At 43.4% G+C, this 14,555-nt stretch carries 20 protein-coding genes and 1 pseudogene; 4 read left to right on the top strand and 17 right to left on the bottom strand.

The annotated features are described in order from the left end of the window. The first annotated feature begins 25 nt into the window (after positions 1-25). Positions 26-820: a M15 family metallopeptidase gene (locus AC2VE5_RS01435; protein WP_486886004.1), complete on the top strand. Its 795-nt coding sequence runs from the start codon at positions 26-28 to the stop codon at positions 818-820. Here AC2VE5_RS01435 and AC2VE5_RS01430 read toward each other — a convergent pair. The 7 genes and pseudogenes from AC2VE5_RS01430 to AC2VE5_RS01400 all read right to left on the bottom strand — a co-directional run bounded on the left by AC2VE5_RS01430 (position 810) and on the right by AC2VE5_RS01400 (position 6,648). After that, entirely contained in the window at positions 810-1,379 is a 570-nt protein-coding gene (locus AC2VE5_RS01430) for a Uma2 family endonuclease (RefSeq protein ID WP_486886003.1), read from the bottom strand. The two genes, AC2VE5_RS01435 and AC2VE5_RS01430, sit on opposite strands and share 11 nt — an antisense overlap. 34 nt (positions 1,380-1,413) lie before the next feature. After that, on the bottom strand, positions 1,414-1,917 hold the full coding sequence (locus AC2VE5_RS01425; RefSeq protein WP_486886002.1) for a GNAT family N-acetyltransferase: 504 nt from the start codon (positions 1,915-1,917) through the stop codon (positions 1,414-1,416). 36 nt (positions 1,918-1,953) lie between these two features. Next, positions 1,954-2,136, bottom strand: a pseudogene (locus AC2VE5_RS01420) (RtcB family protein); the annotation flags it as partial. An 11-nt stretch (positions 2,137-2,147) separates the two neighbouring features. Then, positions 2,148-2,627, bottom strand: coding sequence for a hypothetical protein (locus tag AC2VE5_RS01415; RefSeq protein ID WP_486886001.1), 480 nt, complete (start codon positions 2,625-2,627; stop codon positions 2,148-2,150). A gap of 29 nt (positions 2,628-2,656) precedes the next feature. Next, positions 2,657-2,806, bottom strand: coding sequence for an RtcB family protein (locus tag AC2VE5_RS01410; protein ID WP_486886000.1), 150 nt, complete (start codon positions 2,804-2,806; stop codon positions 2,657-2,659). Positions 2,807-2,901: 95 nt separating this feature from the next. Further along, positions 2,902-3,729 carry a type I methionyl aminopeptidase gene (gene map / locus AC2VE5_RS01405; RefSeq protein WP_486885999.1) on the bottom strand — a complete coding sequence of 276 codons (828 nt, stop codon included), beginning with the start codon at positions 3,727-3,729 and terminating at the stop codon, positions 2,902-2,904. 162 nt (positions 3,730-3,891) lie between these two features. Continuing rightward, positions 3,892-6,648, bottom strand: coding sequence for a M16 family metallopeptidase (locus AC2VE5_RS01400; protein WP_486885998.1), 2,757 nt, complete (start codon positions 6,646-6,648; stop codon positions 3,892-3,894). Between the two features lie 345 nt (positions 6,649-6,993). On the opposite strand from AC2VE5_RS01400, the gene AC2VE5_RS01395 reads away from it, so the two are divergent. After that, positions 6,994-8,106 carry an FAD-dependent oxidoreductase gene (locus AC2VE5_RS01395; RefSeq protein WP_486885997.1) on the top strand — a complete coding sequence of 371 codons (1,113 nt, stop codon included), beginning with the start codon at positions 6,994-6,996 and terminating at the stop codon, positions 8,104-8,106. Positions 8,107-8,476: 370 nt separating this feature from the next. Here AC2VE5_RS01395 and AC2VE5_RS01390 read toward each other — a convergent pair whose 3' ends face one another. From AC2VE5_RS01390 to AC2VE5_RS01350, 9 genes are all read right to left on the bottom strand, one after another. Then, positions 8,477-8,617 (bottom strand): hypothetical protein, encoded by a 141-nt coding sequence (locus AC2VE5_RS01390; RefSeq protein ID WP_486885996.1) that lies wholly within the window; start codon positions 8,615-8,617, stop codon positions 8,477-8,479. A gap of 9 nt (positions 8,618-8,626) precedes the next feature. Further along, positions 8,627-8,959 carry a DUF5615 family PIN-like protein gene (locus tag AC2VE5_RS01385; RefSeq protein ID WP_486885995.1) on the bottom strand — a complete coding sequence of 111 codons (333 nt, stop codon included), beginning with the start codon at positions 8,957-8,959 and terminating at the stop codon, positions 8,627-8,629. Continuing rightward, complete coding sequence (locus tag AC2VE5_RS01380) at positions 8,956-9,186, bottom strand: DUF433 domain-containing protein (RefSeq protein WP_486886063.1); 231 nt, start codon at positions 9,184-9,186, stop codon at positions 8,956-8,958. The genes AC2VE5_RS01385 and AC2VE5_RS01380 overlap by 4 nt, the downstream gene beginning before the upstream one ends. A 64-nt stretch (positions 9,187-9,250) precedes the next feature. Beyond that, positions 9,251-10,039: an energy-coupling factor ABC transporter ATP-binding protein gene (locus tag AC2VE5_RS01375; RefSeq protein ID WP_486885994.1), complete on the bottom strand. Its 789-nt coding sequence runs from the start codon at positions 10,037-10,039 to the stop codon at positions 9,251-9,253. A gap of 18 nt (positions 10,040-10,057) precedes the next feature. Further along, on the bottom strand, positions 10,058-10,834 hold the full coding sequence (cbiQ, locus tag AC2VE5_RS01370) for a cobalt ECF transporter T component CbiQ (RefSeq protein WP_486885993.1): 777 nt from the start codon (positions 10,832-10,834) through the stop codon (positions 10,058-10,060). Beyond that, positions 10,835-11,221: a PDGLE domain-containing protein gene (locus AC2VE5_RS01365; protein ID WP_486885992.1), complete on the bottom strand. Its 387-nt coding sequence runs from the start codon at positions 11,219-11,221 to the stop codon at positions 10,835-10,837. It lies immediately after the preceding gene. A gap of 1 nt (position 11,222) precedes the next feature. Beyond that, complete coding sequence (locus AC2VE5_RS01360) at positions 11,223-11,975, bottom strand: energy-coupling factor ABC transporter permease (protein ID WP_486885991.1); 753 nt, start codon at positions 11,973-11,975, stop codon at positions 11,223-11,225. Between the two features lie 82 nt (positions 11,976-12,057). Further along, positions 12,058-12,492, bottom strand: a complete 435-nt coding sequence (locus AC2VE5_RS01355) for a VOC family protein (protein ID WP_486885990.1) — start codon at positions 12,490-12,492, stop codon at positions 12,058-12,060. Beyond that, entirely contained in the window at positions 12,492-12,998 is a 507-nt protein-coding gene (locus AC2VE5_RS01350; protein WP_486885989.1) for a TIGR02652 family protein, read from the bottom strand. The genes AC2VE5_RS01355 and AC2VE5_RS01350 overlap by 1 nt, the downstream gene beginning before the upstream one ends. Before the next feature lie 190 nt (positions 12,999-13,188). Here AC2VE5_RS01350 and AC2VE5_RS01345 point away from each other — a divergent pair, with 190 nt between their 5' ends. Together AC2VE5_RS01345 and AC2VE5_RS01340 are read left to right on the top strand one after the other, a co-directional pair. Beyond that, on the top strand, positions 13,189-13,713 hold the full coding sequence (locus tag AC2VE5_RS01345; RefSeq protein ID WP_486885988.1) for a gamma carbonic anhydrase family protein: 525 nt from the start codon (positions 13,189-13,191) through the stop codon (positions 13,711-13,713). A 115-nt stretch (positions 13,714-13,828) separates the two neighbouring features. Next, a complete protein-coding gene (locus AC2VE5_RS01340; RefSeq protein WP_486885987.1) occupies positions 13,829-13,948 on the top strand; it encodes a photosystem II protein Y in 120 nt (39 codons plus the stop codon). A gap of 76 nt (positions 13,949-14,024) precedes the next feature. On the opposite strand, the gene AC2VE5_RS01335 is transcribed toward AC2VE5_RS01340, so the two are convergent. After that, a complete protein-coding gene (locus AC2VE5_RS01335) occupies positions 14,025-14,549 on the bottom strand; it encodes a tetratricopeptide repeat protein (RefSeq protein ID WP_486885986.1) in 525 nt (174 codons plus the stop codon). Positions 14,550-14,555 lie beyond the last annotated feature (6 nt).

Genomic DNA, 14,555 nt, shown 5'->3' with positions numbered 1-14,555 from the left:
AGTCAACAATTGCAGGAGTTGGTTTGTGGATAAGGCTAGGTTTTCTAAAAAACCGAAAAAGGTTCCCGCTCGCTCTTTAGATGATATTCCAGAGGCATTAAGGGACAATCGTAAAGTTAACCCTCGTCGTCGCTCTAAATCGCTGGCGATAATTGGTGGTGTAGTTGGGTTAGGGCTAATTGGCGCTTTCGCCTTACTATGGTCTTGGAATGCCTCTCAACCTAGTAAAGTTAGTCAACCCTCTGTTACAACTTCTCCTTTACCCGCCACAAGCGCTCGCCCCAGTAACGAAAATGTACTATTAGGACACTTTGCTTATCCTGAAGCATCCCAAAAAGATTTGCAACCAATTTCAAGCGATCGCCGTCTAAAGCTCCGCAAAGCTGCCGCTCAACAATTTAGAGCCATGAGCGCCTCTGCACGCGCCTCTGGGGTGACGCTAGTGCCAATTTCTGGTTTTCGCACTGTTAAAGACCAACAGCACTTATTTTTTGATGTCAAAGCCGAGCGAGGACAAACTGCTACCAAACGCGCCGAAGTCAGCGCTCCGCCTGGATATAGCGAACATCATACGGGCTACGCGGTAGATATCGGTGATGGCAGCGCACCTGCCACGAACTTGAGTACAAAGTTTGATAAAACTAGAGCTTATAAGTGGTTGTCAGCCAATGCAGCACGTTATAGCTTTGAATTGTCTTTTGCCAAGAATAACCGTCAAGGAGTAAGTTATGAGCCGTGGCATTGGCGTTATGTAGGCGATCGCGATAGCTTAGAAACCTTCTATAAAGCGCAAAATTTTAAATCTCGTCTTAATCCCTAGATCCCAACTTCAACCAGCCAAATAAATCTGCTACCGTCAGCCGCAAGTCTGGAACTAAATCGGGAACGGGCAATATATCATTTTGCGTTAATATTTTTGTCTGCTGATTTGCCGGATAAACTAGCACAGCTTTTTCATCTGGATCGATGAGCCAACCTAGTTTGCTGCCATAATTTAGGCAGTGCAGAATATTACCTGTTACTTTTGTTTGCCGTTGATCTGGCGAGAGAATTTCAATTGTCCAATCAGGCGCAATTGTAAATACATTAGCAATATCACCATTTTCATCAACGGGTATCCTTTCCCAAGCAAAGACAGTTACATCTGGTACGATTGAACGTCCACCAAAGGTACCGCGCAGTTCTGGAAAAGCTAGAGCAATTTGTCTTAGTTCGACTACGTTGTTGATAGCCGTAACTAGCTTACCCTGTAACTTGCTGTGTTTCCCTTGGGACATTGGTTTTTGGATGATTTGACCGTCGATATACTCGCTATAGGGTTTAGTTTCTGGTAGTTTTAGAAACTCCTCTAGAGTAATTTTTGTAAGTGCTTGTACCATAGTGAGATCGCTTCATTCCATGCTTACTAATATGTCAAATTAAAACTTTTTTCATAACCCAATTTTGAATAATATGTACGCCAACTTTTTCAAATCCTAGCTTTTGGTACAAATGCAGAGCATTATCATTAGTTGGATCGCAGCTTAAGGAAATTTGTTGATAACCATCGGCTTTTGCTTGTTCGAGTAGATGGATAAGTAAAGATTTTCCTAAGCCTTTATTTCTGTATTGGGGAAATAAGGCGATCGCAATTTCTGGAGTATTCTCATCTACATATCCATAGCCGCGATTATCTGCTGTAAAAAGACGATACCAAGCTGCACCAACAGGCATTTGGGCATTAATAGCGATGAAGGCGCGATCGCTTGTACATCCCCAATTTTGAACGTATTTTGCTAAATCGGGAGTTTGCAAAACATCCCTAGAAGGTAGAGTTTTTCCTTCCCGTACACAACGCAAGCTGCGAATCTCGTACAACATATCCCACAAAAACGGGACATCATCTTGATTAATTGCTCGAATCCGGTCAAAATCCATTTATAAAAAAGCGGACAAAATGCCCGCATTAAATATTTAACCCTTCACGCAGACAACTTGTTTTAGAGTTGCGACAATTTCCACTAAATCGGCTTGATTGCTCATCACTGTATCTATAGGCTTATAAGCGCCAGGAATTTCATCTAAAACACCTTCATCTTTGCGACATTCTACGCCCTTGGTTTGCTCAATTAGATCGTTTAGCAAGAGTGAGTTTTTCTTCGTATTAGTCAAAACTCCTCACTATGTCTTTGCTCATGACAATTTGCACACAGAAGATCGCATTTATTTACTTCTTCAATAATAGAATCCCAAGATTTTACAGTGAGTAAATGCATGGTAAACAGCTTAGTAGCTGGATCTCTATGGTGAAAGTGGAATATACAAGCATTTTTACCGTTGTACTCAATTCCACAGCTAAGGCATTTTCCTCCATTTAGGAGGACAAGTTTAACTTTACGCTTGCGATGATACTGTTTTTTGTATTCCATCCTATGCGCTCTATTTCTATGGTTCCACTCACGCTTAAACTGAGTTGGATCTTCATATTTCCTTATAGTATTGTGACCACTAATATATTTTTTAGGTCTACCATATTTATCTCGATCCTTGATTTTTGTTCTACAACCACAAGCACACTCAATCCAATTGGCTTGTTCATAAACTTTTTGATAATATTTTTGTTTAGTTTCTTTACTGCTAGTGGTCATTGTATATTTTTATATCAACAAATATTGATTTAAACTATACCACATCCTGCATCTACCCTTTTTAGAAAGAACTTGCAATACTTTGTCATAATCGCATCAGTAGCTGCTACTACCGAGCCGACTAATGCGCCTTTGCCTAGGTGAACGTCTGGCATTAATGCTACGTGCTTAAACCCCACAATAAAAGACCTCCCCCAAATCTGGAAAAGGTTTTGTAAAACGAGTTTCCCCGTATCCCCTGCATTGGGCTTGGTGAGGGCAAATTTAGAAAGCCCTATACCTTGGAGCGACAAGTTAAAATCTCGTAACCGTCATCAGTAACCAAAACTGTATGCTCGAACTGCGCCGATAAAGAATTATCAACGGTAACTGCCGTCCAGCGATCGGATAGTATGCGTGTTAACTTTGAACCAGAGTTTAAAATTGGCTCAATCGCTAAAGTCATGCCTGTTTTGAGCTTGACATTCGGCATTTGACGAGTGCGATAGTTAAATACAGATGGTTCTTCGTGTAAATTGCGCCCGACACCATGCCCGGTAAAGTCTTCAACTATTTTAAATTTGTTTGCTTCGACATGATCTTGAATTGCGCCAGCAATATCCATTAGGTAGTTTCCTGCTTTTACTTGTTCGATACCTTTATAAAGCGCTTCTTCTGCTACTTTAATTAACCTAGCTGCTTCGGGAGTTACTTCACCGACGGCAATAGTAATGCAAGAGTCGCCATGAAAGCCTTGATAAAAAGCTCCCGTGTCTACCTTTAAAACATCTCCAGCGCGAATAACTTTTTTAGGGTTAGGGATGCCGTGTACAACTTCATTATTAATACTGGCACAAATAGAACCGGGAAAACCATGATAGCCTTTAAAGCTAGGAGTTGCGCCCATTTCTCGGATACGTTTTTCGGCGATCGCGTCCAAGTCTGCGGTGGTCATTCCTGGTTCCACCATTTGGGATATTTCTTTTAATACAGTGGCGACAATCTTTGCAGACTGGCGCATAATTTCAATTTCCCGCTCGGATTTTATTTCAATTCCTCGACTTTGTTTTTTGGGACGGGGAGCTTGAACGGTCTGAGAAAGCAGGTTGCTAAAAATATTCATGGATTAAATCATAGAAAAGCGCATAAATCTATCGTACTGAGTAATCGAACTTTGATAAAGCGAAAGGTTTTGGGTGTGGCTTTTTTCCACACCCAAAACCTTCATGAAAGCGATCGCTTTAGCTTAGTAAAGCATTTTGCCTATACCACCCCAAAAAAGCTGTTATTTGGTAGTAGTCCCCCCCGCCGTAATGATCGCTAATCTATCGGGCTGGAGTAGTTCTTTAGCAGCTTTATTTACATCTTCTAGGCTCACAGCTTCAATTTTGGTAGAAAAAGAGCTTAATTCGCCCTTTCCTAAACCATAAACTTCATTGAGCCGAATGGTGTTAGCTAGTTCGTCAGGATTTGCCAAACCTACATTGTAGCCGCGAGTTAGAGAGCGTTTAGCGGCAGCTACTTCCTCTTTTGTGACCCCTTGATCGTGAATTTGAGCTAGAAGGGCGCGAACGCTAGAGATAGCTTTGTTAGCGTCTTCTGGGTCGGTTTGCATGGATACGACAAAGGGACCTGCTTGTCTTCCGGCACTAAAGTAGCTATAAATGCCGTAAGTCAAACCTTGGCGATCGCGCAACTCTGTACCCAAGCGACTAGATAAAGTATCGCCGCCAACAATCTGATTTAGTACCAAAGCAGCATAGAAACGAGGATCTTTGCGACTAATACCGCGATCGCCTAGATAAGTAACCGCTTGAGTTTTTCCTGGTAAAGATGGATTCAGTTGGACTACTTTTTCTGGGTTAGGGACATCAGGATAATTAATAACTGGGGCTTTACCTTCAGCTTTCCAGTCCTTTAGTGCTGTTTCCAACAAACTCCGCACTTGTTTTGGCTCGAAGTCGCCTACTAAAGTCAATACCATTTGGTCGGGACGATATTGTTTTTGATAGAAACTAACAACATCTTCACGGCTAAGGCTTTTTAGACTTTCTTCAGTGGGGAAGGTATGGAAAGGATGATTGGCGGGATAAATTGTTTGCTGAAACACCCGCCGCGCCGCGCGTGCAGGATCGTCTAATTCCAAATCAAGGCTAGTTAAAGCGCGTCCGCGACTAAGTTCAATTTGCTCGGTGGGAAACGTAGAATTTTGTACCACATCTGCCAAGGTTTCTAGTACAACAGGCAAATCTGTCTTTAAGCTATAGCCGTCAATGTCTACACCTTCACGCAAAGCTCTAAAACTCAAACTTGCACCGCGATCTTCTAAAGCTTTAGCAAGAGCAAGATCGTCTTTCGTTTTAGTTCCACTTAGCAAATTTTCCGCCGTCAAAGCCGCAAGCCCTGCTTTGGGTTGCGTGTCAAATTCTGCGCCAGCTTTGATAAATCCGCTTAAAGTTACCGTCGGCGTACTAGAATCTGGTAGCAATAATACTTTTACCCCATTAGTTAAAGTAAATTGTTCTGGGAGGGCTTTGGGAGTTGGGGTTGCTGGATCTACTTTTGGTAAATACTTCGCTACTTCTGCGGGGTCTACAGGCGCTCCAGGGCTAAAGTTTTCAGTCATTTGCGTAGGATTTCCCTCCGCGCTTGCTTCTCCGCTTTGTTTAGTTGGTTCAAACAAACCTACAGTCCGTTTATCGGGTGCGAAATAGGTTGCGGCTACTCGCTGCACATCTTTGGCGCTAACTTTATCAATGGCGGCTAAATAGCGATCTGTAAAACGATAGTCTCCGGCGGTAGTTTGGTCGTAGCCGATTTGCATTGCTTGGGAAGCAATATCGCGGTTATTGAGCAATACAGAAGCTTGCAATTGAGTTTTGGCGCGGTTTAATTCGTCGGTAGTTACGCCTTTTTCGGTTAGATTTGCGATCGCATTTAACAACACGTTATCAATTTTTGCTAATTCTTGTCCGGGGGCGGCAGTTATTTCCAAGTTGTACCACCCGTCACCAGCTAAAGTAGCGGCATAGCCATTCATATTACTAGCAAGTCCCGACTCAATCAAAGCTTGATAAAGCCTTGAATTGCGTCCTTCAGTCAAAATACCATTTAGCACATCCAAAGCGGGTGCATCGGGATGATTGATATCTACTAAGGGATATACAGTTTGCAACAGCGAAGCTGCACCTGGCTCTTTTAAGACAATTGGCTGTTTTGTTTGGGTTTGCGGCTTAGTTGCGGTTCTTTGGGGTTTGACAACCTTTTCTTGAGCGTTCGGTACTTTGCCAAAAGTCTCTTTAACCTTTGCTAGAGTAGTATCTGGTTCAAAATCCCCCACAATTATTAAAGTGGCATTTTTGGGGCTGTAGTAGTTGCGGTAATAGCTTTTGACTTGTTCAACTGTAAACTTTTCTACATCTGCCTTAGTGCCGCCAATAGTCAATCCATAGGGGCTATTTGGCAAGGCGGCGCGCATGACGGCTCTACCCAAACGATAGTTGGGGCTATTTTCGTATCCTTGCAACTCAGAAATTACTACCCGCTTTTCGCTTGTCAGTTGCTCAGCGTTGATTAGCGCATTCTGCATTCTGTCAGCTTCTAGCTCTAGCAAACTATCCATTAAGCCGCGCTCGACTGTACCAAAGTAAGCGGTTTGATCGTAGCTTGTAAAAGCATTAGAATCGCTACCCAAAGCACTAAACAAGCGTCCAAACTGAATTGGGCGGCTACTCGTACCTTTAAACAACATATGTTCTAATTGGTGAGCAATGCCGTTTACACCAGGGGCTTCATCGCGCGAACCAATTTGATACCAAACTTGGACGCTAACAACGGGGGCAGTTTTAACTTGTTTCGTGAGGACAGTAAGCCCGTTTTCTAGTATAGTTTTGCGGACATTTTCAGTTACAGAAAGCGGCATTTGATTTTTGGTAGTTAATGGTGCAGATATAGCAAAAGAGTTGTTAAACAACAGCGTTGCAGTCAAGCAAGCGCTAAAAAGGACAAATAACAAACGATGTCGCCTTAATGGAAATAACATACACTAATGCTTTTTAAATTCCGGTACTTTAGCAGTTGGCTTAAGCCGATCTTAGCTATAAGCAGGGAGTTTCAACCCAGGGCGGCGGCAAATCATTTTAAATAACTGACTACACAGTTCAAAGGATATACGGAAAAAATCGCTATGATACCCTCATTTAGGATAGATATACAGAAAGATTCTGTGTAATCTCCAAATACGGATCTTATGCAGAAAAATTCTATGTAACACTCTAAAAAAATGACTACGATGCTTGTATGTCGTTATTGAGTAAAAGATTATACGGAAAGTTTCAATATAATAAATAGTTATGTGCCAAATTTCTTCTCATTGTGAGCCATGCCAGTGAAGTCAAAAGAACCTTTCGTGATAGTGGGTGCGGGGCCAACGGGACTGGCTGCGGCAGTACTGTTGGCAAAGCGCGGCATCAAGTCCCGCATTGTGGAAAAGCGTCTTGAACCATCAGCGCATTCCAAGGCATTCGGCGTCAATCCACGAACACTCGAACTACTCGGGGGCACTGGAGTGACTGAGCGTTTATTAGAACACGGTCGTCGTATGCAAGCTTTAAACCTCTGGCGCAAAGGCGATCGTCTGTTTCACCTAGATTTATCGAAGGTAAGGCACCGCTTCCCATTCATGCTCATTCACTCACAGGCTAAGACAGAGGCATTACTTGCCGAAGCGTTAACTGACTCGGGCGGCGAGGTAGAACGAGGTGTCGAGTTTCTGTCACTCGATGATGAACAAACACGCTGTCTCAGCCGCCTTCGATACGCCGATGGCAGGGAAGAAGAGATATCAACCTCAGTCGTTCTCGGTGCCGATGGTTCCAATAGCACCGTCCGCGAAATGCTCGACATACCATTTGACGGCTCCGACTATGACAGCGATTGGTACCTGTACGATGTGGAGCTTGAAACATCGCTGAATGCGGATGAAGCCCACATCTTTTTGCTGGACGATGGTGCAATGTTTATGGTTCGTATAGAGGACAACATTTGGCGTGTCCTCGGCAATGTTTCAGAACTGCTCGGTCGGCTACCACGAGGCTCGAGTCCTGGCACCGTGGGATGGGAGTCTGATTTCGGTATCGCGCATCGCATTGCGCGAAGGTTCCAGCAAGGTTGCGCTTATCTGGGTGGCGATGCTGCGCATATCCATTCCGGTCTTGGCGCGCGCGGTATGAATTTGGGTATCGAAGACGCATACGTATTCGCAGAACTTGCCACAGTAGATCAACTGAGTCGCTATCATGCCCTGCGCCACAGTACAGATTATCGTGTGATGCGACAGGTTCAACGCATGACCGAAGTGCCAAAAGGTAAATCCGCATTCTCTCAAGTCGTGCGTCGAGTTGCTCCACTCATAGCACCTTTCCTCCCTCTCGGTACCAGCCAGATGCGTAAGTGGATTCTGGGCTTGGAGCATGAGATAATTGCAGCAAATGGCACATAACAACACAGTGGAGCGGACAGCATAAGGTCTTCTTGCTTCGTTTCAGTCATGTTTGCTGCCGCTCACTTTAGCCGTTTTACCTAACCTGATCGCACCTGTTAAATTTGGCAGTTTTCAGCCGAGATTAAGCAAGCAAAAATGGTTGGCTTCGTTGTTGAGTCCAGAGAAGTTATTGGCGATAGCGCAAGCGCGCTCGCAGAGCATCGCATCCCGCCGAGATTAAGCAAGCAAAAATGGTTGGCTTCGTTGTTGAGTCCAGAGAAGTTATTGGCGATAGCGCAAGCGCGTTCGCAGAGCATCGCATCCCAAAGTAATATTGTGATATTTCGCCGTTGAGTTAGCAATCGCATACAAAGTTGAGTTCAAGAAGTTATTGGAGATCGCATCCCGAAACAATAACTAAAATTATTGTGATATTTAATGGTTGAGTTAGTGCGCGATCGCACGGTGTTAAGCCCTGAGAAGTTACTGGCGATCGCATTCCAAAGTAACGATCGAGCAATCGCAGCATAACAAATCATTAGTACAACTCAAGACAATCCAAAGAGGGGTCGGCTATAAATCTTTGAATCGTCTCAGCACCAGACCGCAAGATTGTTTCTACATTACTCGTCGGCACATTACCACACCATAACCAAATCACTTTTGGCGGTGAACCATAAAGGCGGCTGCGCTCGGCAAAGTCAGCATCTTGAGTCACAATACAAAAATCTTGAGCTTTTGCAAACTCCCAAATCTCACTGTCTTCTGCGGCAGTTAGATCATAAAACTGGACGTGACTAGAATTTGGGAAAAGCTCTACTAATCGAGCAACCAATTTTCGGCTCAAATTTTGATCGAAAAACAATTTCAAGTGTTTCCCACGACAGCAATCAATCTATGCTCTCGATCGGCAGCAAACTCCAAACACGCTCTAATATCCTCCTCAGTCAACTCAGGAAAATCATCCAAGATTTCTGCTTGTGACATTCCTGCCGCCAACCATCCCAAAACATCATAAATAGTAATCCTCATTCTTCTAATGCAGGGCTTTCCACCACGTTTACCAGGCTCAATTGTAATGATGTTTTGATAATTCATGGAAAGTTCTGGCATCTTTTATTAATCAGTGTAGCTTGCTTCAGTTGTAGCCTACCTATTGCTTCTAACTCAAAGAGTAGGACTTCGCCACTGGGGAATGTTCCAGTAAACAATAGGGACGACTGTAGCTAAGAGGTGATTCTAGAGCGTGTTGCTGGAGAAAATCAGGATCGCTCATTACTCGCTCAGTTTCCCCATCAAATACTACTTTCCCTTGACTGAGTACCACCGTGCGATCGCATATTTCTAAAGCTAAATCCAAATCATGAGTAGCAATCAACTGAGTTAAAGGTAATGTTTGCAACAATTCAATCAACTGACGGCGAGAACGAGGATCTAATTGCGCCGAAGGTTCGTCAAATACAAGGATTTGCGGCTGCATTGCTAATACACCCGCGATCGCAATGCGCTTTTTTTCGCCTCCAGACAAGTTTTCTGTACTTCTTTGTCCGTACCATTGGGGATCGATATCTACAGCGTACATGGCGCTAAATACTCGCTTTTTTAGCTCTGCACCACGCAATCCTAAATTCATCGGACCAAAAGCCACATCTTCCCAAACTGTAGGCATAAATAGCTGATTATCAGGGTTTTGGAACACTAGCCCGACAAAATTACGAACAGAGCGCAAATTTTCCGGTTTTACCAACCACTCACCAATAATTATTTCTCCTTCTTGGGGCAAAATAATGCCATTAAGGTGCAGTTGCAAGGTAGATTTTCCCGAACCATTAGCGCCAATTAATGCTACTCGTTCGCCAGCAGCAATAGACAAATTAATTCCTTGTAGTGCTTGAGTCCCATCGGGATAAACGTAGCTCAGATTTTGAATTGCGATCGGATTATGGTGCATTGAAACAACAGATAAAAATTATTTTCGCCAGTATATGACCTGCCCCAGCAGCGCCAATAATATAGTTAAAGTCAAAGCCACAATGTCTTGTCTTCCCCCTGGGGATATTTTTTCCATTGGTGGTATGCCTTGATAACCCCGCGACAGCATCGCCTGATGTACCCGATTTCCGCGCTCGTAGGTGCGGATAAATAACGCTCCAATTGTATTACCTACAACTAAACGAATCGAACGATTGCTATTCATCAAGTTCCGTGACAATGCAGCCCTCCGCATCGCCTCAAATTCCCCAATCAACACGCCAATGTAGCGATACATTGAGGCTAAAGTTGCTATCAGTAAGGGGGGAATGCGTAATTCTTTCATGCCGTGCAGTAAAGCGGGGACAGAAGTTGTCAAAGTTAATAGATTCAACATTGCTAATGACAGCATTGCCTTAATGCTGACGCTTGCCAAAATAGTTAGTCCTACGGTGGTAATTTGCAATATTCCCCAAGACCAAATTACTTCTCCCCCTTCCCGAAATAGCGTACCGATTAGCACGACACCCACAAAGGCAAATTCTACTACTAGCCGCTTCAACAGTACGGTAATAGTAATGCGGCTAATAGGGATTAAAATCAACAACCCTACACCATAAACTGCCCAAGTTTGCCAATGTCCGTTAGGGGTTAAGACAACGGCAAATACAAACAGTAAAGCGCACAGCAAGCGGGTACGAGGGGCGATCGCGTGCCAATAGGTATTTTGTTTACTATCAATATCGAGCTTAAAAGCGCCAACGTGTAAGAGCATCTAGTGTCTTTGTGAGTCTGAATCGTCTGAGTAAGATAATGGCTCGTTTTCGCTGGCAGATGAGCCGTTACCCCGCACAACGATTTTGCCAATTCCCCAAGCCAATCCAAATACAGCTAAAGTACCAACTAAACCTGCCAATGGAGTAGCAACATTTTCTGGTACGCCTTTAAGGGCATATTCATCAAATATCTGAGCAAAAGGCGTTTTACTAGCTGGGGTATCTTCTGCGGCTTTATCTTCAAATTTGAGGTCTTGGGCAACTCGATCTAAACCATCAGGGTTTTGACTAGCAAAAGGAGACAAAAAGATGGCGATTATTAGGGCTACACCTAAACCTGCAATGGTAAAAGCAAAATTGCGCGATCGCGAATTATTATTAGTCATATTAATACCGAGAAACTGGACGAGATGAGCCAACTCTTGTTCTACGAGGAGGATCGTAAAATAAATCCGGTCTAGTCCGCCAAATAGATGTAAGTGCAACTACGGTAATTATTGCTTCACCAATCCCAATTAGTATGTGCCAAGAAACCATTGCTGTTAAAGCTACGGGCAGTGGTACAGTTCCAGATATGGCTAATTGGATTGCCGTGATTACAGCCGCAATTACAACGCTCGTCCAGGCAGCAACCGCCGCTCCCACTACTAATCCTTGCAACTTATCGCGCCCGATCGTAAATCTAATTGCCTTGTAGAGATAATAGCCGCCAAAAGTACCAATTAAGCCCATATTAAAAATATTGGCTCCCAAAACTGTTAAGCCGCCATCTTGAAACATGACACTTTGGACTATAAATACTACAGTCATCACTAACGAACCCGCCCAAGGACCTAACAAAGCACCTGCCAAAGTTCCCCCTAGTAAGTGACCTGACGTACCGCCGGGAATTGGGAAATTAATCATTTGTGCTGCAAATACAAACGCCGCACAAACTCCCATTAGAGGTACAGCTTTTTCTTGGTATTCTGACTGTACTCGATTTAGTGCTAAGGCGATTAGCCCCAGGGCAGCTAATGAGGTGACAAATATCACAGGTAAGTTTAAAAAACCATCGGGAATGTGTAAGGCTAAATGCGGCACAATTATCCAATCCAATAAGGCTGAAGACAATAAACCGCCTGTAACTGTAGTTAACAAATTTACTCTCTAATCAAATAGTGAACTTTTATTAATCAAAACTATATTTTGATTAAAATGCAATCCTATAGGGGGGGATAGTTTAACTCAATTTACGGATAAATTCTAAAGGTAAGTTGTCTGTATCGGCAATAAAGGCGACTTCATAAACAGAATTGCCGATTTGCTGCTGCTCTGGCTCTAACAGTATCTTTAGCGGCGAATATTGCTCAGATTCGTTCTGGTAAGCTTGGGCAAAACGCTGTTGCAAAGCAGTCAACCAATCAGTCAAATCTGGTACAGCCTCGGTAAGGTCAAAAGACAAATGGTAATAACCGACATAATGCTCATCATTGAAAGCATCAAGAGCGGGGTGGGGCTTAGGAATTTGGATAAGTTCAATGCGTCCCTCTAATCCCTCCATCCAGCAAGCCAAAGTATAGCCTGTAGTAAAGCGATCGCATACCCTAAAGCCCAGTAGTTCATAAAAGGTGATCGCTTTATGAATATTACCTGTACGAATTGAAACGTGGTGCATTATTCAAATAAGCGAAAATAAGGATAGCGAACCGGGACACCAGGCTCCTTTTCCAGATCGAAATTAATGACTTCCCAGCGTGGTTCCTCTTGGGGATTGGGACTAAAATCTACAGGTAAGCCGTAAAGCTTGGGAGACTGTTCTGATTGTCCGCGCCAAGGAGTGCTGCGCTCTAAATAGCCGCTAATTAATTCTTGATAGCGCTCAGCAATAATTACTCGTGTCGCGCGGTAGCCTTGAGTATAAAGACGATCTAAAGCCTCATGAATTTCAAATCTGATCCCGTCAGGATGGGTATGTTGCCTATACCATTCATCATCCCATTGTTTCCAATGACGACCAGATTGGAGGTGTACTAATTCCCCCGTCTGAGGGTCGGCTTCAAAAGCTCCATGACGAGTACATAAATAAGTATCTGTTAGTGTCAGCGCCGGGACAGTTTGGCGACAATGGGGACACTGAATCTCTGGACCAAAAATTGGATATTGTAAGCTTGAGTTGATCATGAAGTGCTTATCAGCATATTTCTGTCTTCACTAGCACCAGTGGTTTTGTGTCGATGCTCTTGCTGTCTTCTGCACCGCTTTACCTTCTAAAAGGTTAGCACTATGATATCGTGCTTAAAACGTTGCCTTAGCTTGAGCATTTACAACTATTGTCCTGGAAATCTATTTGCTATTCGTTCTCCTGTATATTATGTCTTACTTACCCGCTCCCGATCTTTCTCAAGCTGCTTTTGTTGCTGCTAATGCTGTAGTTATTGGTCGAGTCAAAGTAACTACAGGAGTGAGTATTTGGTATGGCGCAGTAATTCGGGGGGATGTAGAGCGAATTGAAATTGGGGAATGTACCAATATTCAAGATGGCGCAATTTTGCATGGAGATCCTGGTAAGCCAACGATTTTAGAGGATTTCGTCACGGTTGGACATCGAGCAGTAATTCATAGTGCTTACATAGAACGCGGTAGTCTAATTGGAATTGGGGCGATAATTTTGGACGGGGTGCGGGTAGGCACAGGTAGTATTATTGGGGCTGGAGCAGTTGTAAATAAGGATGTTGCACCTTTTTCATTAGTTGTAGGCGTACCAGGGAGGCGAATCAAAGAAAATTCTCCCGCCGCCGCCGCCGAACTTATAGAACACGCCGAGCGTTACAAAAAGTTAGCTTTAGTTCACGCTGGCAAGGGTACAGATATGGGCTTTGTGGTTACAACGGATTAATTAGAAACATTTATAAGTAAAAGGTCTAGCTTATTTGCCTGTTTCAGCTAAAAATAAAAAATGAGAACTACTCTAAAAAACTTTAATCTCTAAATCAAGAGAGGATAACAATCAGATGGATATTGATTTTCGCGTAGCCATAGTTTTATTACCAGTAATTGCCGCCGCGAGTTGGGCAGTCTTCAATATTGCACCCGCAGCTATTAGACAGATTCAAGGCTTTTTAGAGAAATAAGCACAAAATCGCGGTATCTAAGCTAAAAACCGACTGCGTAATGAAACAGTCGGTTTTTATGTACTTGAGTCTACGACTAAGAAGTAACTAATCGCTTGCGGATGGATTCAGCGCGGCGCTTGGCAGTGGTATTATTTGGCTCAGACTTCAATACTTGCTCGTAAGTTTCTAAAGCTGGAGCAACTAAATTTTTCTTTTCGTAAGCATGACCTAAATTATTGAGAGCAAAAACATAGTCAGGGTTTTGTTTCAAAGCTTCCTTGTAGTGACGAATTGCCAAATCGTACTGTTCTTGAGAAAAAGCTGCAAAACCTAAACCATTATAAATTGGCGCAATATTTTCCTCGGCTTCTTGCTCGGCGGCTTTAATTGCTTTTTGAAACAAAGCGATCGCCTGGGAGTACAATTTCTTATCTAAATATATGCTGCCCAGTTCGTAATACTCTTGAACAGTTCCCTTGTCTTTACTTAGTTTTTTTTGCAGCCTCCCCAGGGCATTTTCAGTTTTGCGTGTTTTCAACACCTGGCGCAACACAATTACCCCACTGCCCAGCAGCACAATTAGTAAAATTGAAAGATATACAATCGGTAAATTATCCATTGCTCT

The organism is Aliterella sp. E5.1, assembly GCF_057473825.1.
This window is presented reverse-complemented; position numbering and strand designations above follow the sequence as displayed.